The sequence below is a fragment of the Shinella sp. 838 genome (assembly GCF_029623935.1).
Lineage (GTDB): Bacteria > Pseudomonadota > Alphaproteobacteria > Rhizobiales > Rhizobiaceae > Shinella.
Genome location: NZ_JARSBQ010000019.1, coordinates 35,741 through 55,166, shown reverse-complemented (window position 1 = coordinate 55,166; position 19,426 = coordinate 35,741). Strand labels below are relative to the sequence as shown.

The 19,426-nt window shown below is 63.8% G+C and carries 22 protein-coding genes and 1 tRNA gene; 14 read left to right on the top strand and 9 right to left on the bottom strand.

Going from position 1 to position 19,426, the window contains the following annotated elements:
* Positions 1-200 precede the first annotated feature (200 nt).
* Together P9A16_RS32435 and P9A16_RS32430 are read right to left on the bottom strand one after the other, a co-directional pair.
* Positions 201-677 carry a DUF2938 domain-containing protein gene (locus tag P9A16_RS32435; protein ID WP_024270454.1) on the bottom strand — a complete coding sequence of 159 codons (477 nt, stop codon included), beginning with the start codon at positions 675-677 and terminating at the stop codon, positions 201-203.
* A 69-nt stretch (positions 678-746) separates the two neighbouring features.
* Complete coding sequence (locus tag P9A16_RS32430; protein WP_245290098.1) at positions 747-1,010, bottom strand: hypothetical protein; 264 nt, start codon at positions 1,008-1,010, stop codon at positions 747-749.
* A 185-nt stretch (positions 1,011-1,195) separates the two neighbouring features.
* Here P9A16_RS32430 and P9A16_RS32425 point away from each other — a divergent pair.
* Positions 1,196-1,270: transfer RNA gene (locus P9A16_RS32425), tRNA-Asn, on the top strand.
* An 81-nt stretch (positions 1,271-1,351) separates the two neighbouring features.
* On the opposite strand, the gene P9A16_RS32420 is transcribed toward P9A16_RS32425, so the two are convergent.
* Positions 1,352-1,543 carry a hypothetical protein gene (locus P9A16_RS32420; RefSeq protein ID WP_023515543.1) on the bottom strand — a complete coding sequence of 64 codons (192 nt, stop codon included), beginning with the start codon at positions 1,541-1,543 and terminating at the stop codon, positions 1,352-1,354.
* Positions 1,544-1,620: 77 nt separating this feature from the next.
* Positions 1,621-1,830, bottom strand: coding sequence for a hypothetical protein (locus tag P9A16_RS32415; RefSeq protein ID WP_023515544.1), 210 nt, complete (start codon positions 1,828-1,830; stop codon positions 1,621-1,623).
* A 228-nt stretch (positions 1,831-2,058) separates the two neighbouring features.
* Between P9A16_RS32415 and P9A16_RS32410 the strand changes: the two genes are divergently transcribed.
* The 8 genes from P9A16_RS32410 to P9A16_RS32375 all read left to right on the top strand — a co-directional run bounded on the left by P9A16_RS32410 (position 2,059) and on the right by P9A16_RS32375 (position 9,230).
* Positions 2,059-3,324 (top strand): SAM-dependent methyltransferase, encoded by a 1,266-nt coding sequence (locus P9A16_RS32410; RefSeq protein ID WP_278026356.1) that lies wholly within the window; start codon positions 2,059-2,061, stop codon positions 3,322-3,324.
* Between the two features lie 125 nt (positions 3,325-3,449).
* The gene (locus P9A16_RS32405; RefSeq protein ID WP_023514346.1) at positions 3,450-4,490 is read left to right on the top strand and encodes a cysteine synthase A; all 1,041 of its coding nucleotides are present in this window, start codon (positions 3,450-3,452) and stop codon (positions 4,488-4,490) included.
* Between the two features lie 5 nt (positions 4,491-4,495).
* Complete coding sequence (locus P9A16_RS32400) at positions 4,496-5,233, top strand: alanyl-tRNA editing protein (protein ID WP_023514345.1); 738 nt, start codon at positions 4,496-4,498, stop codon at positions 5,231-5,233.
* A gap of 118 nt (positions 5,234-5,351) precedes the next feature.
* The gene (gene sseA, locus P9A16_RS32395) at positions 5,352-6,206 is read left to right on the top strand and encodes a 3-mercaptopyruvate sulfurtransferase (protein WP_023514344.1); all 855 of its coding nucleotides are present in this window, start codon (positions 5,352-5,354) and stop codon (positions 6,204-6,206) included.
* Positions 6,206-6,796 (top strand): GNAT family N-acetyltransferase, encoded by a 591-nt coding sequence (locus P9A16_RS32390; RefSeq protein ID WP_023514343.1) that lies wholly within the window; start codon positions 6,206-6,208, stop codon positions 6,794-6,796. Before sseA ends, P9A16_RS32390 begins: the two co-directional genes overlap by 1 nt.
* 99 nt (positions 6,797-6,895) lie before the next feature.
* Complete coding sequence (locus P9A16_RS32385; RefSeq protein WP_023514342.1) at positions 6,896-7,456, top strand: OmpA family protein; 561 nt, start codon at positions 6,896-6,898, stop codon at positions 7,454-7,456.
* A gap of 199 nt (positions 7,457-7,655) precedes the next feature.
* Positions 7,656-8,690 carry a phosphotransferase gene (locus P9A16_RS32380; protein WP_197032893.1) on the top strand — a complete coding sequence of 345 codons (1,035 nt, stop codon included), beginning with the start codon at positions 7,656-7,658 and terminating at the stop codon, positions 8,688-8,690.
* Positions 8,691-8,762: 72 nt separating this feature from the next.
* On the top strand, positions 8,763-9,230 hold the full coding sequence (locus tag P9A16_RS32375; protein WP_023514340.1) for a DUF1203 domain-containing protein: 468 nt from the start codon (positions 8,763-8,765) through the stop codon (positions 9,228-9,230).
* 49 nt (positions 9,231-9,279) lie between these two features.
* Here P9A16_RS32375 and ald read toward each other — a convergent pair whose 3' ends face one another.
* A complete protein-coding gene (gene ald / locus P9A16_RS32370; protein WP_024270452.1) occupies positions 9,280-10,398 on the bottom strand; it encodes an alanine dehydrogenase in 1,119 nt (372 codons plus the stop codon).
* 164 nt (positions 10,399-10,562) lie between these two features.
* Here ald and P9A16_RS32365 point away from each other — a divergent pair, with 164 nt between their 5' ends.
* Positions 10,563-11,024 (top strand): Lrp/AsnC family transcriptional regulator, encoded by a 462-nt coding sequence (locus tag P9A16_RS32365; RefSeq protein ID WP_023516139.1) that lies wholly within the window; start codon positions 10,563-10,565, stop codon positions 11,022-11,024.
* A 37-nt stretch (positions 11,025-11,061) separates the two neighbouring features.
* Here the strand turns inward: P9A16_RS32365 and P9A16_RS32360 are convergent, their stop codons facing one another.
* From P9A16_RS32360 to ilvA, 3 genes are all read right to left on the bottom strand, one after another.
* Positions 11,062-12,318: a GGDEF domain-containing protein gene (locus P9A16_RS32360; protein ID WP_023516138.1), complete on the bottom strand. Its 1,257-nt coding sequence runs from the start codon at positions 12,316-12,318 to the stop codon at positions 11,062-11,064.
* Positions 12,319-12,480: 162 nt separating this feature from the next.
* Positions 12,481-12,795 carry an HlyU family transcriptional regulator gene (locus P9A16_RS32355; RefSeq protein ID WP_023516137.1) on the bottom strand — a complete coding sequence of 105 codons (315 nt, stop codon included), beginning with the start codon at positions 12,793-12,795 and terminating at the stop codon, positions 12,481-12,483.
* Positions 12,796-12,910: 115 nt separating this feature from the next.
* Positions 12,911-14,158 (bottom strand): threonine ammonia-lyase, encoded by a 1,248-nt coding sequence (gene ilvA / locus P9A16_RS32350; RefSeq protein ID WP_023516136.1) that lies wholly within the window; start codon positions 14,156-14,158, stop codon positions 12,911-12,913.
* A 261-nt stretch (positions 14,159-14,419) separates the two neighbouring features.
* Here ilvA and P9A16_RS32345 point away from each other — a divergent pair, with 261 nt between their 5' ends.
* The 4 genes from P9A16_RS32345 (at position 14,420) to P9A16_RS32330 (ending at position 18,300) form a co-directional block, all read left to right on the top strand.
* Complete coding sequence (locus P9A16_RS32345) at positions 14,420-15,874, top strand: TrkH family potassium uptake protein (protein ID WP_278026355.1); 1,455 nt, start codon at positions 14,420-14,422, stop codon at positions 15,872-15,874.
* Between the two features lie 80 nt (positions 15,875-15,954).
* The gene (locus P9A16_RS32340; RefSeq protein WP_023516134.1) at positions 15,955-16,533 is read left to right on the top strand and encodes a hypothetical protein; all 579 of its coding nucleotides are present in this window, start codon (positions 15,955-15,957) and stop codon (positions 16,531-16,533) included.
* A 115-nt stretch (positions 16,534-16,648) separates the two neighbouring features.
* Entirely contained in the window at positions 16,649-17,293 is a 645-nt protein-coding gene (locus tag P9A16_RS32335; RefSeq protein ID WP_023516133.1) for a DUF47 domain-containing protein, read from the top strand.
* Positions 17,293-18,300, top strand: coding sequence for an inorganic phosphate transporter (locus tag P9A16_RS32330; protein ID WP_023516132.1), 1,008 nt, complete (start codon positions 17,293-17,295; stop codon positions 18,298-18,300). The genes P9A16_RS32335 and P9A16_RS32330 overlap by 1 nt, the downstream gene beginning before the upstream one ends.
* Before the next feature lie 72 nt (positions 18,301-18,372).
* Here P9A16_RS32330 and P9A16_RS32325 read toward each other — a convergent pair whose 3' ends face one another.
* Positions 18,373-19,185 carry a hypothetical protein gene (locus tag P9A16_RS32325; RefSeq protein WP_024270451.1) on the bottom strand — a complete coding sequence of 271 codons (813 nt, stop codon included), beginning with the start codon at positions 19,183-19,185 and terminating at the stop codon, positions 18,373-18,375.
* Positions 19,186-19,426: the final 241 nt, after the last annotated feature.

Below are 19,426 nucleotides of genomic sequence, written 5' to 3'. Positions count from 1 at the left end.
TATCCGGAAAAACGCCAAACGGGTAGACGAACGCACTGCGACCTGTCAGAAGCGGCGCGGGACGCGACTGCCGATAACTTTAGATCGGGGTCGGGCGACCGATTGACGTCACGTTGCTGCCGCGAGACCACGCTGGCCGTCCCCATACCCATCCTCAAGAGCGATTGCTTGGCCCGCCGCTTCGATCCGGCGCCCTGATCTCACAGCAACAGCAATGCCGTCCCGTAGAGCCCCAGGGCAAACACCGTGTGCGCGACCAGATTGAGGAACCGCACCATGTTGGCATTCGGAAGCTTTGACGCCGCCACGCCGATCCCGAGGCCGGGCTGGAGCAAGAACCAGCCGGCGCCGACGGTGACGATGCCGAGAATCCAGGCTGGCAGGAAGGTCGGTGCGGCGAACCAGGCCCCGCCGACGATCAGCGCCAGAATCACGCCATAGAGAATGCCGACGGCATAGTGGCCGATCCAGCCGAGCGCGAGCTCCGACGCGAAAGGGGCCGCCTTGCCGATATCGTCATGAAAGACGGTGCCGTTCTTCAAGTGCCAGAACCAGCGACCAACCGGCGCCCAGTTCGGCCGCGCCTGGCGAAAGCCCTTCCAGAGCAGAAGGGCCCAGAGGTCCATCAATACCGTGGCGCCGATGCCGATCGCCACGCCCTTCAACAGCAGTTCCATATAGTCCCCTCGCCCAAGCATTGCCTGCCCGGTTAGAGCAGGTCCGCAGGAGCGACGCAACAAAGCCCGTCAGCGCGGATTGCGCCGTGCCTTTCGGGTCGCCCACCAGACGGCGAGGCGGCGGCGCTGGCGACGGACGAAGGGGGAATCGTGCGAAAGCACGAGAAGACCGAGCGGCACCATCCAGAAACCGAGCACCGGAAGGAAGCCGAGAAGGCCGCCGACGATGAGAAGCACGCCGATCACGGTGCGAAGCCAGCGCGATTCCGGCAGTTTCATCCGGAAAGAGCCGATCACGATCTCCCGCGTGCGGGGGTCGATGCCAAAATGCATATTTGTTTTTCGCGTCGTCATTCGTCGTCCATTTCACGCAAACGCCCGGTTTTCCAAGGCTCTTCCATCTCCCAGTTGGAGACTTGTCCACAATCAATCAAGTCTCGTGCATTTTTTTGTCAAAAAGCGCTTGGCAAATCGATCAGGCGTTTGTATTACGCGCTCACTCCGCAGCGAGCGGATGATCCCTGGTAGCTCAGCGGTAGAGCATTCGACTGTTAATCGACAGGTCGCCGGTTCGAATCCGGCCCGGGGAGCCAGATTTTGAAGGGCTGCGCTGAATAGCGCGGCCCTTCTGCTTTTCAGCCACCAGACACTTTCAGCCGTTGAAACCCGACAGCCTAGCGTGGGCTGAGCGGTGGGCGCTTTGTGTTCATCTGGAGTTCGTGGCGGCTGGCGAAGCGGCCGAAGAGCAGGAGCAGCTTGCGCTCCTCAGCCTTGTCCAGCCCGTTCCTGCGGCAATGTTCGATGACGTCGAGGACATGACGGGTCTGGCGGGGCGTGAACTGGCGATTGTCGATGGGATGCGTCATCGGATGCCTCCTCCGTTCGGTAGCCGAACCAAGGAAGAATGCGCCGGGCCGTGGCTTTGTTCCCGGCGCCCGTCGTGTCAGGCAACCATTCCGGCGCCGGACTGGCCAGCCTTGCGGGAGAGGCCGTAGTCCCGGTCCTGCAGCGGGCGGCGGAAGGTCTGGCTGCGGTCGCGCGGCAGGGCCGAAAGGTCGGCGAGCGGCGTTCCGATCGCCCCATCCGCGTAGGTGCCCGTTGCAATATCGTCCTCGGGCGTGGCCGGGCTCACCTGAAAAAATCCGAAAAACATCCTGCTGTCTCCAGTTTCTCTCCAAACGGCCGGTCGGGGTTTGCGTTCCCTCCGACGCGCCGGATAGACGCAAAATTAACCATGTTTGCTAACAGGTCGTTAAAGCCCTCGCTTTTTGCGATCGGCGACGGGCCTCTTCCTGATCCGGCCTGTCATGATTCACGTCTTGGCGTACGCCGCCATTGGCGATAGCCTTCATCCAACGTCGGGTTGGCAGAGGGGCAATCGATGACGACTGAAATGATTTCAGAAAAGGCATTTTCAGACCAGGATGCACTGACGTCCGCCAATTTTGCCGAACGCACCAGACGGCTGCCCTTGCGCGCCAAGATGGTGTTGCGGGGCCTCTTGGACCTTGAGACCGGCGCACTGGTCATGACCGTCCCCGGCGGGCAGACCTTCGTGATCCGCGGCAGGACGCAGGGGCCCAGCGCCGCCGTCCGGCTCAACAACTGGAATCTCGTCAACCGCGCCGTCAGTGCCGGCACGATCGGCGTTGCGGAAAGCTATATGGACGGCGACTGGGAAAGCCCGGATGCCGGCGCCTTCCTCGAACTCTTCCTCGTCAATACGACTGTCGGCCGCAGCTACACCAACGGCCCGCGCGGGCTCTTCCTCCTCGCGGAAAAATTCCGCCACTGGCTGAATGCCAACACCCGCCGCGGCTCGAAGCGCAACATCTCGGCGCATTACGATCTCGGCAACGAGTTCTATTCGCAGTGGCTCGACCCGACGATGACCTATTCGTCCGCGCTCTATTCCCGCGGCGCAAACGACCTCACCTCGGCCCAGGTCGCAAAATACCGCGCGCTGGCCGAGGCGACCGGCATCGGCCCGAACGACCATGTGCTGGAGATCGGCTGCGGCTGGGGCGGCTTTGCGGAATTCGCCGCCAGCGAGATCGGTTGCAAGGTGACGGGCCTGACGATCAGCCGCCAGCAGCTCGCCTTCGCGCGCGAGCGCATGGCAAAGGCCGGGCTTGCGGACCGGGTCGAGCTTAAGTTTCAGGATTACCGCGACGAGACCGGCACCTATGATCGCATCGTCTCCATCGAGATGTTCGAGGCGGTCGGCGAACGCTATTGGCCGGCCTATTTCTCAAAACTCAGCGAATGCCTGAAGCCGGGCGGCCGCGCGGGCCTGCAGATCATCACCATCCTGCAGGAGGCCTATGCCGAATACCGGGCCAATCCGGATTTCATCCAGAAATACGTCTTCCCGGGCGGCATGTTGCCGACCCGCGAGCACCTTGCCTCCCTCGGCCGACAGGTCGGGCTCGCGACGGCCTCCGACATCGGCTTCGGCCACGACTATGCCCGCACCCTCGCCGAATGGCGCCACCGCTTCTGGGCCGCCTGGGAGCGCATCGTCCCGCTCGGCTTCGACGAGCGCTTCCGCAAGCTCTGGGAGTTCTACTTCTATTATTGCGAGGCGGGCTTTCGGGCCCGAAACATCGACGTTCGCCAGGTGGTCTACACGCGGCCTGCCGCCTGAGGGCAAGACATGGAAAAAATCCCTCTGGAAGGTCGCTCCATGGGAACACGATTTCTTGCAAAGCGCGGCTTGCCGGCCGAAAAGACGCTTTCCAATCTAGGCACATGAAGCGAGGCTCGGGTCCCATGGCAATTCTTCCGTCCGTTCTGGATGCAATCGGCAACACGCCGCTGATCCGGCTCAAGGGAGCCTCGGAGGCGACGGGCTGCGAAATCCTCGGCAAGGCGGAATTTCTGAACCCCGGCCAGTCGGTCAAGGATCGCGCGGCACTTTCGATCATCCGGGCGGCGGAGCGTTCGGGCGCCCTGCGGCCGGGCGGCGTCATCGTCGAGGGCACGGCGGGCAATACCGGCATCGGTCTTGCCCTCGTGGCGCAGGCGCTCGGCTATCGCACCGTCATTGTCATTCCGGAAACCCAGAGCCAGGAGAAGAAGGACGCGCTGCGGCTGCTCGGCGCCGAGCTCGTCGAGGTGCCGGCCGTTCCCTACAAGAACCCGAACAACTACGTAAAACTCTCCGGCCGCCTTGCCGAGCAGCTCGCAAAGACCGAGCCGAACGGCGCGATCTGGGCGAACCAGTTCGACAATGTCGCCAACCGCGACGCCCATATCGAGACGACGGCGCCGGAAATCTGGCGCGACACCGACGGCAAGGTCGACGGCTTCGTTTCGGCCGTCGGCTCGGGCGGCACGCTTGCTGGCGTCGCCGCCGGCCTCAAGGCGAAGAACCCGAACATCAAGATCGCCCTTGCCGATCCGGATGGCGCCGCCCTCTACAACTATTATGCGCATGGCGAGCTGAAATCCTCCGGCAGCTCCATCACCGAAGGCATCGGCCAGGGCCGCATCACGGCCAATCTCGAAGGTTTTACGCCGGACTATTCCTACCAGATCCCCGACACCGAGGCCGTCCCTCTGGTCTTCGACCTGATCGAGAACGAAGGCATCGCCGTCGGCGGCTCCTCGGGCATCAACATTGCCGGCGCGATCCGGCTCGCCCGCGACCTCGGCCCCGGCCACACGATCGTGACGATCCTGTGCGACTATGCTAACCGCTACCAGTCGAAACTCTTCAACGCGGACTTCCTCGATTCGAAGGGCCTGCCCGTTCCGGGATGGCTGAAGGCGAAATCGGGGATCAAGGTCCCCTACCAGCCGGTCGAATAGGTCTCATGTCCCTCACCACCACTGCCCTCTTCCGCGACGATTTCTATCTTTCGACGAACGAGGCGGTGGTGACGGCGGTGCACCAGGACGGCGGCATCGAGCTCGACCAGACCTGTTTCTACGCGACGTCGGGCGGCCAGCCCGGCGACAGCGGTTTCCTGGAGCGCGCCGACGGCAGCCGCATCGCGCTCGGTCCGGCGGTGACCGGCGCGACCAAGGACATCATCCTCCACCGGCCGCTGGAGGGCGAGGCGGTGCCGATCGTCGGCGAGGCTGTTGTCGCCCATATCGACTGGGCGCGCCGCTACAAGCTGATGCGCATGCACACGGCCTGCCACCTGCTCTCCGTCGTCTGCCCCTATCCGATCACCGGCGCGGCCGTCGGCGAGGACGACAGCCGCGTCGATTTCGACATGACGGAGACGATCGACAAGGACGAGGTGACGGCCCGGTTGATGGCGCTCGTTGCGGAGAACCATCCAATCTTCGTGCAGTGGATCACCGACGCGGAGCTTGCCGCCAATCCCGGCATCGTGAAATCGAAGAATGTACGCCCGCCGATGGGCCTTGGCCGGGTCAGCCTCGTGTGCATCGGCGAGAACTCCGCCATCGACAGCCAGCCCTGCGGCGGCACCCATGTCTCCGAAACCCAGGAAGTGGGTGCCATCCACATCGCCAAGATCGAGAAGAAGGGCAAGGAGAACCGCCGGTTCCGCATCCGATTCGGGGCGCCTGAGGCCTGACGGGATAGGCTCCGCGGCAAAATCGATCTAGGATATTTTCCAGCATATTCAAAATATTGCAGTGCCCATCACGCAGAGTACACCTGCCGGGCACTGCCAGCCTGACAGGGAGAAGACCATGTCCAACGACAAGAGCCGGTTCGTCGTCTCGGCGGACTTCGTGGAAAAGCAGCTCGGCGCGCCGCAGTTCCGCATCGTCGATGCCGCCTGGTATCTTCCCGCGCAGAACCGCAACGGCGCGGCCGAGTATGCGGCAGGCCACATTCCCGGCGCCGTGTTCTTCGACCAGGACGTGATCGCCGATCATTCGGGCACGCTGCCGCACACCGTGCCCTCGCCGGAACTCTTCGCCGCCGAAGTCGGTAAGCTCGGCATTTCCGATACGGACACCATCGTCGTCTATGACGGCCCCGGCATCTTCACCGCACCGCGCGTTTGGTGGCTGCTCCGCACCATGGGCGCAAAGAACGTCTTCGTTCTCGACGGCGGACTTGACGGTTGGAAGAAGGAGGGCCGGCCGCTTGAGACCGACCTGCCCGAACCGGCACCGGCCGTCTTCCACACCAATTTCAATCCCTATGCCGTCACCTCCTTCGAGGAGATGCGCGGGATCGTCACGACCGGCGCCAGGCAGATCGCCGACGCGCGCGGCGCCGGCCGCTTCACCGGCGAGGAAGCCGAGCCGCGCGCCGGCATGCGCGCCGGCCACATGCCGGGCGCAAAGAGCATGCCGTCGGGCACCTTTTCCGAGGGTGGCCGGTTCAAGGATCTCGCCAGTCTGCATCGGCATTTCGAGGAAGCCGGCATCGACCTTTCCAGGCCGGTCGTCACGACCTGCGGTTCGGGCATCACCGCCGCCATCATCACGCTGGCCCTGCATTCGCTCGGCCATGAGAACAACACGCTCTATGACGGCTCCTGGTCCGAATGGGGCGGTCGGGACGACACGCCCGTGGTGACGGGGAAAGACTGATGGCAAAAAAGTCCCGGCCCGCGCCGATCGCGGTGCATGTCACCACGCTGGAAATGACCGCGCCGCCGAAGCAGAGCCTGCCGGTGCCGGTCAACGTGCACACTGCCATCCTCAGCGCGCCCGACATCCCGCTCGCCTTCTACCGCTTCCTCTATCGGCAGGTCGGCGGGCGCTGGCACTGGGTCGACCGGCTGCGCATGGACGACGAAACGCTTGCCGCGACGCTGCACGACAAGCGCAACAGCGTCACGGTGCTCTATGTGAACGGTGCGCCGGCCGGTTTCTTCGAGCTTCTGCAGGTGGACGACACGGTGGTGGAGCTGTCGCATTTCGGCCTGTTCGAGCGGGCGCTCGGTCTTGGCATCGGCAAGTGGTTCCTGCTGCAGACGCTCTATGCCGCCTGGGCGCCCGGCCCGACGCGCGTCACGGTCGATACCAACAATCTCGATCATCCGCGCGCGTTGCAGCTCTACCAGATGTTCGGCTTCTCGCCGGTCGGCACGCGGGACACCGACCTCGTGCCGTTGTCGGACGCCGAGCTGCTTGCGCTTGCCAAGCGCGACTGTCTTTTGCCCGGCGAGGGGCGTTAATCACTCTGAACGGAACCTAACAGGCGGTTCAGGTCCGCTTCAGATCGCCTGTGGCACTTTCCAGCCAACAGACGATCAACCGAGCAAGGAAACACCGCCATGCAACGCCGCGCCTTTCTGACCGCGTTCGCCACCGCCCTCGCCGTACCCGCCTTTTCAGGCCTCGCCGTCGCACAGGAAACCCCGTCCTCGGAAATCATCCTGCGCCGGCTCGACGCGGCGCCGGCACGCCGCCTGCGCGAAGAGGAACGGGTGACGGTGCGTGAACTCAAGCGCCGGCCGGACCTGCGCAGCGCGGCACCGTCGATCAACATCCAGTCGATCAACTTTGCCTTCGGCTCCGCGGATATCCCGCGCTCGGAATACCGCAAGGTGCGCCAGATCGCCCGCGCCATGGAGCAGTTGCTGAACCGCCGCCGCCGCGCCGTCTTCCTGATCGAGGGCCATACGGACGCCGTCGGGTCGGCCGCCTCCAACCAGATCCTGTCGGAGCGTCGCGCCGAATCGCTGAAATGGGTGCTCGTGCAGGAATTCGGCATTCCCTCCCGTGCGCTCGAAACCGTCGGCTATGGCGAGGATTACCTGCTCGTCCAGACACTGAACGAGGAATGGCGCAACCGGCGTGTGACGCTGCGCCGCATCGACGAGTTCGTGCGCTGAAGCCCGCTGGAAACACATGAAAATCACAGCGGACCGGCCGTCCGGACACCGCGGTGATCGCCTTCCGGGCAACTGGTCCGGACCAATTCGCCGCTGGAAACGCTGTCACAGCTGTGCCATATGACTGTCACGCGCAATTCCGGGGGCGATGGATCCGCTGGACGGATCGATCGGCAGACAAACGGAACTTCTCGCTCGCATGGACAGCCGCACGCCCGACCTTCGCGATTTGCTCGGCAAGCGGGTGCGCGTCCTGCACACCAAGCGGCGCCTCAGCATCCAGAAACGCATCGTAGAGTTCGAGCAGCAAACCTATGTGCTGCATTTCTTCCTGCGCAAATCGACGAAGGACCGGTTCGAGGCGGCGGTGCGCAAGCTCCAGCAGTCGGGCATTTCCGCCCAGCATGTCTGTGCCGGCACCGGCTCGCGGCGCGAGGCCCTGCGGGCCGGCGGCCACTGGCTGGCGCTCTCCTTCCTGCCGGGCACGCCGCTGTCGCGGAAAGCCCATCCGAAGGCCCTCGCCGCGCTCGGTGGAACGCTGGCGAAGCTGAACGCGATCGAAGGCGCCGCTTCGGGCGCGCTCTTCGAGCGGCGGCAGCCCGTCCTGCCGCACGAGGCCTATCTTTCCTTCGCCGGCGCGGCGCATACACCCGAGGAGCGGCGCTGGATCGAGGAAAGCCTTGCCCGCATGCGCCGCCTGCCCGCAAACCAGCTGACCCACGGCGATCTCTACGGCAGCAACATCATCGAGCAGGACCACCACGCGATCGGCCTCATCGATTACGAGCTGATGACCTATGACGTGTCGGGCATCGAGCTTGCCGCCACGCTGATGCGCCCCTTCTGTCGCCAGGGCGCGCAGCGGCGGAGCCTGATTGAGAGCTACCTCGCGGCCTGCCCCGCGGCCCTTGCCGATATCTGGCGGCACCATGCGCCCGATTTCGTCTTTGCCGCAGCGACGCGACTGCTTGCCGCGCGGCAGAGGCGCATTCGTCACCTCACCATCCGTGATCGCCTGCTGGCGGCCGGCGAATGCGTGCTGCCGTCGTCGATGCGCAAGCGGGTGAAGGATCGGCGGACGGCAATCGCCAAGAACATCGCCTCTGCCCGGGAAAACGAGGCCTATTATCTGCATATCGCCCGGACCATGGTCGGCCTCTGCCTCGCCGAGCCGGCGGTCGATCCCGTGCGCCTCCTGGAACATTGCGACAAACTCTTCCGCAAACCGGGCTGAGCCGCAGGAAACGGGTGTCGCGATGGCGGCAAAAACGGGAGGCTACCGGCACGTCAACCGGAGCCCTGTGCCATGTCCATCCGCTTCCTGCCCATGCCGACCGAAACCGCCGCCGCCTATTGGACCGGCGGCAAGGATGCCTACGGCCTTGAGCCGGAACGGCATGTTTCCGACGGTACCGGCGTGCCCTGCCGCCATTGCCTGCGGCTGGTCGGCGCCGGGGAGCCCTATCTCGTCCTGGCGCACCGCCCCTTCCCGGCCATGCAGCCCTATGCGGAAACCGGACCGATCTTCCTCCACGCCGAGCCCTGTCCGGCCCATCAGCCCTCGCAAAGCCCGCCGCCAATGCTGACCAGCCGCGACTACATCGTGCGCGGCTATTCGGCGGAAGACCGCATCCTCTACGGCACCGGCGCCGTGGTGCCGACATCCGACATCCCGGCCTATGCCGCAGTGCTGCTCGCCCGGCAGGACGTCGCCTATCTGCACATCCGCTCGGCCCGCAACAACTGCTACCAGTGCCGCGTCGAGCGGGCATGAAAAAGGCCCGGATCGCTCCGGGCCTCCTTTATCCGTACCGTGACCCCGATCAGGCGACGTTGAGCACCGCTTCGGGCGCATAGGCCTCGTAGCCGAGCGCATCGGCGACCGGGCGGTTCGTCACGCGGCCCTTGTGCACGTTGAGACCGGCGCGGAGGTGCCGATCCTCGGCGATCGCCTTCAGGCCCTTGTCGGCAAGCTGCAGGCCGTAGTGCAGCGTTGCGTTGTTCAGGGCATGGGCGGAGGTGACCGGCACGGCGCCCGGCATGTTGGCGACGCAGTAGTGCACCACGCCGTCGACCTCGTAGGTCGGGTCGGAATGGGTCGTCGCGTGCGAGGTCTCGAAGCAGCCGCCCTGATCGATGGCGACGTCGACGATGACCGCCCCCTTCTTCATGCCCGAGAGCATTTCGCGGGTGACGAGTTTCGGGGCCGCGGCACCGGGGATCAGCACTGCGCCGATGACGAGATCGGCGGAGAAGACCTCCTCCTCCAGCGCGTCGATGGTCGAATAGCGGGTATGGATGCGCCCGCCGAAGAGATCGTCGAGCTGGCGCAGGCGCGGGATCGAGCGGTCGAGGATCGAAACATCCGCGCCGAGGCCCGCGGCCATCTTCGCCGCGTGCAGGCCGACGACGCCGCCGCCGATGATCGCGACCTTGGCCGGCAGCACGCCGGGCACACCGCCGAGCAGGATACCGCGGCCGCCATTGGCCTTCTGCAGCGCCGTGGCACCCGCCTGGATGGACAGGCGGCCGGCGACCTCGGACATCGGCGCAAGGAGGGGCAGACCACCGCGCTCGTCCGTCACCGTCTCATAGGCGATGGCGGTGACGCCGGAGGCGAGAAGGCCCTTGGTCTGGTCCGGATCGGGCGCAAGATGCAGGTAGGTATAGAGAATCTGTCCGTCGCGGAGCTGCGCCCATTCGGCGGGCTGCGGTTCCTTGACCTTCACCACCATGTCGCACTTCTGGAAGATATCGGCGGCGGTGGCGGCAATCTTCGCGCCGGCGGCGCGATAGGCGTCATCGTCTGCGCCGATGCCGGCGCCGGCCTTGGTCTCGACGAGAACCTCGTGGCCGTGGGCCACATATTCGCGCACGGCACCGGGCGTCAGACCCACCCGATATTCATGATTCTTGATTTCCTTCGGACAACCGACACGCATGCGCGTTCCTTTCCCAGTGTGTTCCCGTTTTCATTGCCGCCGCTCCCGGCGGGGATCACCATGGAAGCAGAGGACGCACGCAATGTCCTTGCAAAGCCGGTTTGCGAAACGGCCACACGTCGAATATTCTCCTGATATTAGCAGAATTTTCGAAGGAAATTCGAATGGCGCACTTGGATGCAATCGATGCTGCGATCCTCAAGGCTCTCCAGCAGAACGGGCGAATCTCCAATGCCGAGCTTGCCGAGCGTGTCGGCCTGTCGCCCTCGGCCTGTTCACGCCGCCTCGACATCCTCGAAAAATCCGGCACCGTCACCGGCTACCACGCCCGCATTTCGCCAAAGGCGCTGGATTACAAGATGATCGCCATCGTGCACATCTCGCTGTCCGGCCAGTTCGCCAAGACGCTCGCGGAATTCGAGGCGGCGGTCAAACTCTGCCCCAACGTGCTGGTCTGCTACCTGATGTCGGGTGAATACGACTATATCCTGCGCGTCGCCGCCAAGGATCTAGAGGACTACGAGCGCATCCACCGCGACTGGCTGTCGGCCTTTCCCCATGTGGTGAAGATCAATTCGAGCTTCGCCCTGCGCGAGATCATCGATCGGCCGAATGTCGGGGTCTAGGTCGTTCCGTTTTCACGCGGTTCCGGGAGCAAAACCGCTAGACGCTTTCGCTGGAGATGACGCGGTTGCGCCCGCCGTTCTTGGCGGCATAGAGCCGGGCATCGGCAGCGGAGAGCAGCGCATTCAGCGTCGTGCCGTCGCTGTAGCTGTTGGCGATGCCGATGCTGACCGTCACCGGCACGCCGTCCGGCCGACGGATTTCGGCCTCGACGGCCTGGCGCAGCATCTGCGCCCGCTCGGTGCCGACCGCCGGGGAAATGTCCTCGCAGATGACCACGAATTCCTCGCCGCCGAAACGAAACAGCCGGTCGCTGGTGCGCAGGGCCCGCTGCAGGCTGGCGGCGATATCCTTCAAAACGCCGTCGCCGGCAAGGTGCCCGAAGCGATCGTTGACGTCCTTGAAATGGTCGGCGTCGATGATCATCAATGCCATCGGCTTTCCCTCGGCCAACATGGCCGACAGCATGCGCGGCGCCTCGAACTCCAGGCGGCTGCGATCGTAGACGCCGGTCAGCGCGTCGCGGCCGGAACGGTCGAGCAGGTCCTCGTAGCGCTCTCGGAAGGTGAGATCGGCAAAGATGTCCGAGATCGGACGCGGTGAAACGGGAATGGCGGAAATGCGCGAATAGTGCAGGTACACGGTGATCAGCACCGCATAGGCGCTCGCCGCCAGCATCTTGGCAATCCAGCCGCCCCAGAACACCTCGGTCGGCGCGCCGTTGAGGAAATGCAGCGCGGCGAAGAAGCCGATCTGGTCGAAGGTGAGCACCACGATGCCGGAGACGAAGAAGCGCAGGGCCGTGTTCTTCTTGAAGACCCGCCCGAGCCGCTCGTAGAGCAGGATGATCGCCAGCGAATCGAGATAGAGCAGCGTCGTGCCCCACAGCATCAGCCAGCCCATCTCGTCGATGAAGGCAAGGTCGGCGATGCGGCCGGGCACCACGCCGATGGTCTGGTGATGGCGCAGGAAGAAACTGAGGCCGACCGTCAGGAAATTGCCGGCGAGCAGGCCGTAGATCGGCGCGCGCACCACCGCCGCATCCTCCTTCACATAAAGAAGGAGAATCATCATCAGCTTGCCGGAAAACAGCACCGAGGAGCCCGGCGAAATGACGCCGAAGGGCAATTCGATGTAGAAGACCGCGGCCAGATAGGTTTCCAGGAAGTGCATGACGCCGAGCGCGGCGATGAACACGCCGATTCCCAGCTGATGGCGCAGGTGCAGAAGGCCCACCATGAAGACGAAATAGAACCCGGCCTCGATGAGAAGCAGAATCAGGTTTTCAATACCCATGGGCTGTCCGCAGCATCTTCGACTGCCCGGCAGCTAACCGCACCGAGAGAGTCGCAACAAGTTGTTTTCCCGCGGATACAGGCAATCGCGCCGGTTCTCCAGCGCCTTCGTGCAATTGTGTACGACTTTTCACAGGGGCGGACGAAAAATCCGCCTGGGTCCTCAGACCTGCCGGCTGTCGATGCCGTCGCCGAAGAGCGAGGCGCCATGCTGGTCGGCGATCTGCTTCGCCTTGCGGAAGGTCGAGGTGACCGTATCGTCCCGCGAGGAGAAGAGATCGGCGCGGATGAAGCTGCGGGTCAGGACCCGGTCGCCGTCCCGCTTCTCGATCCGGCCTGCCAGACGATACTGCCCGCCTTCCGGAATGGGAGCCGCAACGAGGGTGAGGTCGTTGTAAGCCTCGGTTTCCTCCGCGATTTTCGCGGGAGTTGCCGAGTCGCCGCCGCGACCGAAGAGTTTTGAAAAGAACGATGCCATGGCCGATTGCTAACACAGGCCGCGGCGCGCTCCAAGGGGAGAGCTGTGGATAGCATCACCCGCCGCCGCGACGTCCTCTTGATGGAAGACGGGCGCGGGCAGCAGGCAACGCGACCTAGATAACGAGATTGGCCAGGATCTCGTTTTCCGTGATGTCCTGGTAGCGCAGGCCCGCCCCGTCGAAGGCCTTTTTCAAGGCAGCGAAATTCTCCGGCGCCTTGGTCTCGATGCCGATGAGGATCGAGCCGAAGTTGCGGGCGGATTTCTTGAGATATTCGAAGCGGGCGATGTCGTCGTCCGGGCCGAGCAGGTTGAGGACGTCGCGCAGCGCGCCGGGACGCTGGGCAAGGCGCAGGATGAAATACTTCTTCAGTCCCGCATGCCGCATCGCGCGCTCCTTGACATCAGGCAGGCGCTCGAAATCGAAATTGCCGCCGGAAACCACGGCAACGACCGTCTTGCCTTCCAGCGCCTCGCGGCCGAGCGCATCGAGCGCCGTCAGCGACAGCGCGCCAGCCGGCTCCAGCACCACGCCCTCGACATTCAGCATGTCGATCATCGTCACGCAGATCGCATTTTCCGACAGCAGCATCACCTGGTCGGCAGAGAAGCGGCTCAGCGCAGCGAAATTCAGCGCCCCGATCTGGCCCACCGCGGCACCGTCGACAAAGTTGTCGACCTGGTCGAGCGTCACCACCGCGCCACTTTCGAGGCTGCGCCGGAGGCTCGGCGCACCCGCCGGCTCGCAGAAGATGAAACTCGACGGGCCGATCCGGCCGTCAAGGTAACCCGTTATGCCGGAGGCGAGACCGCCGCCGCCGACCGGCAACACGACGAGGTCCGGAAGCATGCCATCCGGCAGCTGGGCGACGAACTCCGCCGCGACCGTCGCCTGTCCCTCGATAATGTCGGCATGGTCGAACGGCGGCACCATCAGCGCGCCGGTCGCCTCGGCATGCGCGCGGGCCGCCGTGTAGCACTGGTCGAAGAAGTCGCCGACGAGCTTGATCGTGACGAAGTCGCCGCCAAACATGCGCGTCTTGTCGATCTTCTGCTGCGGCGTCGTCACCGGCATGAAAACCACGCCCGGCACGCCGAAATGGCGGCAGACGAAGGCAAAGCCCTGCGCGTGGTTGCCGGCCGAGGCGCAGACGAAGCTGCGCGCACCGGAAGCATCGGCGAGCACCTTGCGGAAGAAGTTGAAGGCCCCGCGGATCTTGTAGGAGCGCACCGGCGAAAGGTCTTCGCGCTTGAGATAGATGTCCGCACCGTAGCGGGCGGAGAGATGTTCGTTCAGTTGAAGCGGCGTTTCGAGAAAGAGGCCGCGCAGGGCCTCCATGGCCGTGTCGACGTCGGGTGTCATGCTCTGGTCCGTGTTCGATAGATTGGGTTCAAAAAACTGCGTTTCTTGCCTTCGGAAAAGGACAGAGGCAGGCAAAGCCGATCATTCTTCAAACCTTTCCGATGCCCCGCGGCCGCGAGAGCCGCGCGACAGAACCTGCCCGAACCGGAATGGCGCCGCGCCGGGGCGCCATCCTTGAGTTTGGACGATGCAAAGGCTATGGCATATCGACGCGACGGTTACCACCCGCCCTGGCCAGCATGGCCTCTTCGAGACCAGAACTTGAACGCCACCATCTTCCGATCAGCCATCAATATCGCAGCAATCAGCGGGATCTATCTTTCCGTCGCGATGCTGATCCCGGCCTTCATCGACGTCTATTACGGCCATCCCGATTCGGAGGTGTTCTTCCTCTCCGCCTTCATGACCGGCGGCCTGTCGCTGGCAACGGCCGCGGCCACCCGGTCCGGCCCGCCGCCCTTCAACAAGCGTATGGGCTTTCTCGTCGTCAACATGCTCTGGCTGTCCGGCAGCATCATCGGCGCCATTCCGCTCTGGCTCTCCTCGCTGAACCTCACCTTCGCGCAGGCCTTCTTCGAGTCGGTCTCGGCGATCAGCACGACCGGCTCCACCGTCATTACCGGCCTCGACAACGCGCCGCCGGGCGTTCTGATGTGGCGCTCGCTGCTGCACTGGCTCGGCGGCGTGGGCATCCTGGCGCTCGGCCTGTTCATCATGCCCTATCTGCGCGTCGGCGGCATGTCCTTCTTCAAGTTGGAATCCTCGGATACGGCGGACAAGCCCTTCGCCCGAATCGCAAGCTACACCCGCGCCTTCCTCGCCCTCTATGTCGGCATCACCCTGCTCTGTGCCGTCGTCTATGCCGCACTCGGCATGAACCGGTTCGATGCACTGAACCATGCCATGTCGACGGTGGCGACCGGCGGGCTTTCGACGCATGACGCCTCCTTCGGTTACTACAAGAGCCTGCCACTGCTGTGGGCCGCCACCTTCTTCATGACGCTGTCCAGCCTGCCCTTCTCCGTTTTGATCCTCTTCGTCGTGCGCGGGCGGCTCGATGCATGGCGCGACCCGCAGATCCGCGTCTTCCTCGGCTATCTCGTGCTCTTCTCCATTGCGGCGAGCGTGTTCCAGCGGCTCGAAAACGGTGTCAGTTTCCACGAGGCGCTCGCCCATTCCTTCTTCACCGTTGCCTCCATCCTGTCGACGACAGGCTTTTCGAGCGACGACTATACGCAATGGGGCCATTTCATCGTGGCGCTCGCCTTCGTCGCCACCTTCATGGGCGGCTGTTCGGGCTCGACCTCCGGGGGGCTGAAGGCCTACCGTCTGATCATCCTCTTCAACTTCATCCGCACCGGCCTCTACCGCCTGATCTATCCGAATGGCATCCACGCCGTGCGCTACGGATCGATGACCGTCGATGCCGACTTCCAGCGCAGCGTCTTCCTGTTCTTCATCACCTATGTCGCGATCTCGGCCGTCGGCGCGATCCTGCTCGCCCTGATGGGCTACGACGTGCTGACGGCGATCTCGGCCGCCGCGACCTCGCTGTCGAATGTCGGTCCGGGGGTGACGCAGGCGATCGGGCCGGCCGGCACATTCGCCGGGTTCCATGATTCGGCGCTCTACGTGCTCTCCCTGCTGATGCTGCTCGGCCGCCTCGAAATCCTGACCGTGCTGGTCATCCTCACCCCGCTCTTCTGGAAGAGCTGATTGCGGACGAGCCGCGCGGCGTTCTTGACTGTTGCCATGCTTCTTCGCATCCTGCCGCCAACCGCCCGGAGGAAGACGGAATGTTCGTGTCGAAGTCCCTGTTGCGCATGACCTTTGTCGCCGCGCTCGCGCCCACGCTCGCCCTTGCCGGCCCCCTTACGGATGCGGCCAGGAAGGCCGAGGAGCAGGCGGCTGCCGGCGACACGGTCGGTGCGCACAATACGATCCGCGATGCCTTCGGCGCCTTTGCCGCCACGCTGCCCTTCTCGATCGGCAAAGCCGTCTTCGTTTCGGCCGCCCCGGAAGGCTACGGCATGTATGCTGTTCGGCCTGAGGCGAGCTTCAAGGTCGGCGAGGCGCTGATCTCCTATGTCGAGCCGGTCGGCCTCACCTGGCGGCCGGGCGACGGGGGCCTGCTCGAATCGCACTTCACCGTCGACCTGGAACTGCTCGACCCGAAGGGTACGGTGCTTGCCGAGCAGAAGGCCTTCGGCTCCTTCGACTTCAAGGGCAGCGTGCGCAACCAGGAGGTCTTCGCCAAGCTGACGCTCAATCTCAGCGGCCCGCCGGTGGGCGACTATGTGCTGCGCTATCGCTTCCGCGATGCTGCAAGCGGTGCCGTGGCGATCAGCGAGCAGCCGTTCAAGATCGTTCCCTGACCGACTTTTCCACAGGCACGCAGAGAATTGTGACAAGCCGGAATCCGCGCTTTCCAGCGGGTTGGCGGTCAATTATGACAGCGGCATGACAACCCCAGCCACGTAAGGGGCACCCATGCTTTCGCTGTTTCGCAAACTCATGCCGCGCGAGGACCGTTTCTTCGACCTCTTCGAGCAGCATTCCCGCACCGTCGTCGGCGCTGCCGAAGCCCTCCAGTTGCTCCTGGCCGGCGGGCCGGACATGGAAAAACACTGCAACCGCATCGTCGAACTGGAAGACAAGGCCGACGACATCACGCGCGAAGTGCTGCTTGCCGTGCGCCGCAGCTTCATCACGCCGTTCGACCGCGGCGACATCAAGGACCTGATCCAGTCAATGGACGATGCCATCGACATGATGCACAAGACGGTCAAGACCATCCGCCTCTACGAGCAGACGAGCTTCCAGCCCGGCATGCAGGAAATGGGCGAAGCCGTCGTCAAGGCTGCCCATCTCGTCGCCGAGGCCATTCCGCTGCTCGACAAGGTGGGCGTGCATGCCGGCCGCCTCAGCGCGATCGCCGAGGAAGTCACCCGCGTCGAGGGCCGCTCGGACGAGTTGCACGACCAAGGGCTGAAAGACCTCTTCAAGCAATACGGCAAGACCGATCCGATGGCCTATATCATCGGCAGCGAGATCTACGGCGAGCTCGAAAAGGTCGTCGACCGCTTCGAGGACGTCGCCAATGAAATCAGCGGTATCGTGATCGAGAACGTCTGATGGACGCCACCCTCGCCTTCCCGCTGCTCGTCGGCCTCGTCGGCATCGCACTGCTGTTCGACTTCCTGAACGGCCTGCACGATGCGGCGAATTCCATCGCCACGATCGTCTCGACGCGCGTGCTGCGTCCGCAATATGCCGTCATGTGGGCGGCCTTCTTCAACTTCATCGCCTTCCTGTTCTTCGGCCTGCATGTCGCCGAAACGCTGGGCAAGGGCATCATCGATCCCGGCATCGTCAGCCCGCTCGTCATCTTCGCGGCGCTGATGGGCGCGATCATCTGGAACGTCGTCACCTGGATCTTCGGCATCCCCTCCTCCTCCTCGCACGCCCTCATCGGGGGCCTGGTGGGCGCGGGTCTTGCCAAGACCGGCTTCGACGCCGTCGTGTGGAGCGGCCTCATCAAGACGGCGAGCGCCATCTTCCTGTCGCCCGCCATCGGCTTCCTCCTCGCCCTCATCCTCGTGCTCGCGGTCTCCTGGCTCTTCGTGCGCCAGACGCCGTTCGCCGTCGACCGCACCTTCCGCGTCATGCAGTTCATCTCGGCCTCGCTCTATTCGCTCGGCCACGGCGGCAACGACGCGCAGAAGACCATGGGCATCATCGCCGTGCTGCTCTTCTCGCAGGGGTATCTCGGCAGCGAGTTCCATGTGCCTTTCTGGGTGGTCATCACCTGCCAGGCCGCCATGGCGCTCGGCACGCTGATGGGCGGCTGGCGCATCGTGCACACGATGGGCTCCAAGATCACCCGCCTCAACCCGATGCAGGGTTTCTGCGCGGAAACCGGTGGCGCGATCACCCTTTTCGCCGCCACCTGGCTCGGCATCCCGGTCTCGACGACACACACGATCACCGGCGCGATCATCGGTGTCGGCGCCGCCCGCCGCGTCACCGCGGTGCGCTGGGGCATTGCCGGCAACATCGTCATCGCCTGGATCGTCACACTGCCGTCGGCCGCTGCGATCTCCGCCCTCTTCTACCTCACGATCGACGCGATCACCGGCTGAGGCCGCTCCAAACGAAAACGGCGGAAGCGTTGCCGCTTCCGCCGTTCCTGTTCCTGCCGTTTCAAATCCGGATCAGAAGAGATCCGGCGCGTGCTTGAGCGCATGGACCGGCTGCCCGAAGTCGGGCGCCGTAAAATCGAAATCGTCGGAACCCGACGTCGCCGAAGCGTCATCGATGGCAAAAGGCCGGGTGGCAAAACCCGCATCGGCGTGATCGTTGCCGGCTGCCGCCGCCTTCTTGAACACGAAGGCATCGCCGCCGCCGTGATCCTCGTCCGCCGGTTCGCCAGCCTTCTTCACGCCGGTGAACTTGAGCTGGAGCTTGGCGAAGAGCTCGGCGGTCTTGGCCGATTCGAAGAAGTACTTGTCGCTCTTGTCGTAGTAATCGCCATAGGACTTGAGGTTCAGCTTGGCCGTGCCGATCACGTCGCCGTCGCCGTCCACCGCCTTGAACGTCACCACGTCGCCGGAAACCTTCGTCGAGGTGATGGTCATCTTCTCGGTACCGAGTGCATAGACCAGCTTGAACTTGCTGAAATCCCCATCCTTCTCGAGGTTGAGGCTGTAGTTCATCTTGGTGTTGAAGCTGTCGGTATAGGTGCCCTTGATGGTAAAGCCGGCCTTCGTCTGCGCAGTGGAATAGGCCAGCGTGCTGCTGTAGCCTTCGCCCTCCACCTTCACCGAAAGGCTCGTCGTCGTCTTGCCGATCTTCATCAGGATATCGGTCGTGCTGTCGCCGAAGCTGCTGTCGATCTCGACGGTTGCCTTCAGCGTCGTGGACGTCAGGCTGTACTTGGTCAGCTTGACGGTGAAATCACCGACACCGTTCAGCGAACCGTAGGTCTTCTGCAGATAGGCCTTCGTCAGATATTTTGGAAATTTCATTTACGCCCCCAATGTGCCCCGCGTTGAAACATTGGACGCTAAAAAAGCGAAAGTTTTTCTACAAGGCAAGAGATCGCCCCTAGATTGCGTCTCGCGGGCGTGACCGGAAACGACGATGTGTTGCAGGGCCGGCACATTCCCGGCAAAGATCCATGGAAAAGTATTCTCCGGAACCGTCACATCCGGCAGCACTTCGCCCCGTTTGGCCACCCTCTGTACTACGCGCGAATCACATAAATCT

Excerpts from the sequence above, each read along its gene's own strand:
- P9A16_RS32335 (WP_023516133.1), top strand. The coding sequence starts at position 16,649 with ATGCTTTCGCTGTTTCGCAAACTCATGCCGCGCGAGGACCGTTTCTTC.
- P9A16_RS32415 (WP_023515544.1), bottom strand. The coding sequence starts at position 1,830 with ATGTTTTTCGGATTTTTTCAGGTGAGCCCGGCCACGCCCGAGGACGAT.
- P9A16_RS32400 (WP_023514345.1), top strand. The coding sequence starts at position 4,496 with ATGTCCCTCACCACCACTGCCCTCTTCCGCGACGATTTCTATCTTTCG.
- P9A16_RS32390 (WP_023514343.1), top strand. The coding sequence starts at position 6,206 with ATGGCAAAAAAGTCCCGGCCCGCGCCGATCGCGGTGCATGTCACCACG.
- P9A16_RS32340 (WP_023516134.1), top strand. The coding sequence starts at position 15,955 with ATGTTCGTGTCGAAGTCCCTGTTGCGCATGACCTTTGTCGCCGCGCTC.
- P9A16_RS32420 (WP_023515543.1), bottom strand. The coding sequence starts at position 1,543 with ATGACGCATCCCATCGACAATCGCCAGTTCACGCCCCGCCAGACCCGT.
- P9A16_RS32410 (WP_278026356.1), top strand. The coding sequence starts at position 2,059 with ATGACGACTGAAATGATTTCAGAAAAGGCATTTTCAGACCAGGATGCA.
- P9A16_RS32430 (WP_245290098.1), bottom strand. The coding sequence starts at position 1,010 with ATGCATTTTGGCATCGACCCCCGCACGCGGGAGATCGTGATCGGCTCT.
- P9A16_RS32385 (WP_023514342.1), top strand. The coding sequence starts at position 6,896 with ATGCAACGCCGCGCCTTTCTGACCGCGTTCGCCACCGCCCTCGCCGTA.
- P9A16_RS32435 (WP_024270454.1), bottom strand. The coding sequence starts at position 677 with ATGGAACTGCTGTTGAAGGGCGTGGCGATCGGCATCGGCGCCACGGTA.
- ilvA (WP_023516136.1), bottom strand. The coding sequence starts at position 14,158 with ATGACACCCGACGTCGACACGGCCATGGAGGCCCTGCGCGGCCTCTTT.
- P9A16_RS32355 (WP_023516137.1), bottom strand. The coding sequence starts at position 12,795 with ATGGCATCGTTCTTTTCAAAACTCTTCGGTCGCGGCGGCGACTCGGCA.
- P9A16_RS32365 (WP_023516139.1), top strand. The coding sequence starts at position 10,563 with ATGGCGCACTTGGATGCAATCGATGCTGCGATCCTCAAGGCTCTCCAG.
- P9A16_RS32325 (WP_024270451.1), bottom strand. The coding sequence starts at position 19,185 with ATGAAATTTCCAAAATATCTGACGAAGGCCTATCTGCAGAAGACCTAC.
- P9A16_RS32375 (WP_023514340.1), top strand. The coding sequence starts at position 8,763 with ATGTCCATCCGCTTCCTGCCCATGCCGACCGAAACCGCCGCCGCCTAT.
- P9A16_RS32405 (WP_023514346.1), top strand. The coding sequence starts at position 3,450 with ATGGCAATTCTTCCGTCCGTTCTGGATGCAATCGGCAACACGCCGCTG.
- P9A16_RS32360 (WP_023516138.1), bottom strand. The coding sequence starts at position 12,318 with ATGGGTATTGAAAACCTGATTCTGCTTCTCATCGAGGCCGGGTTCTAT.
- P9A16_RS32380 (WP_197032893.1), top strand. The coding sequence starts at position 7,656 with ATGGACAGCCGCACGCCCGACCTTCGCGATTTGCTCGGCAAGCGGGTG.
- sseA (WP_023514344.1), top strand. The coding sequence starts at position 5,352 with ATGTCCAACGACAAGAGCCGGTTCGTCGTCTCGGCGGACTTCGTGGAA.
- ald (WP_024270452.1), bottom strand. The coding sequence starts at position 10,398 with ATGCGTGTCGGTTGTCCGAAGGAAATCAAGAATCATGAATATCGGGTG.
- P9A16_RS32330 (WP_023516132.1), top strand. The coding sequence starts at position 17,293 with ATGGACGCCACCCTCGCCTTCCCGCTGCTCGTCGGCCTCGTCGGCATC.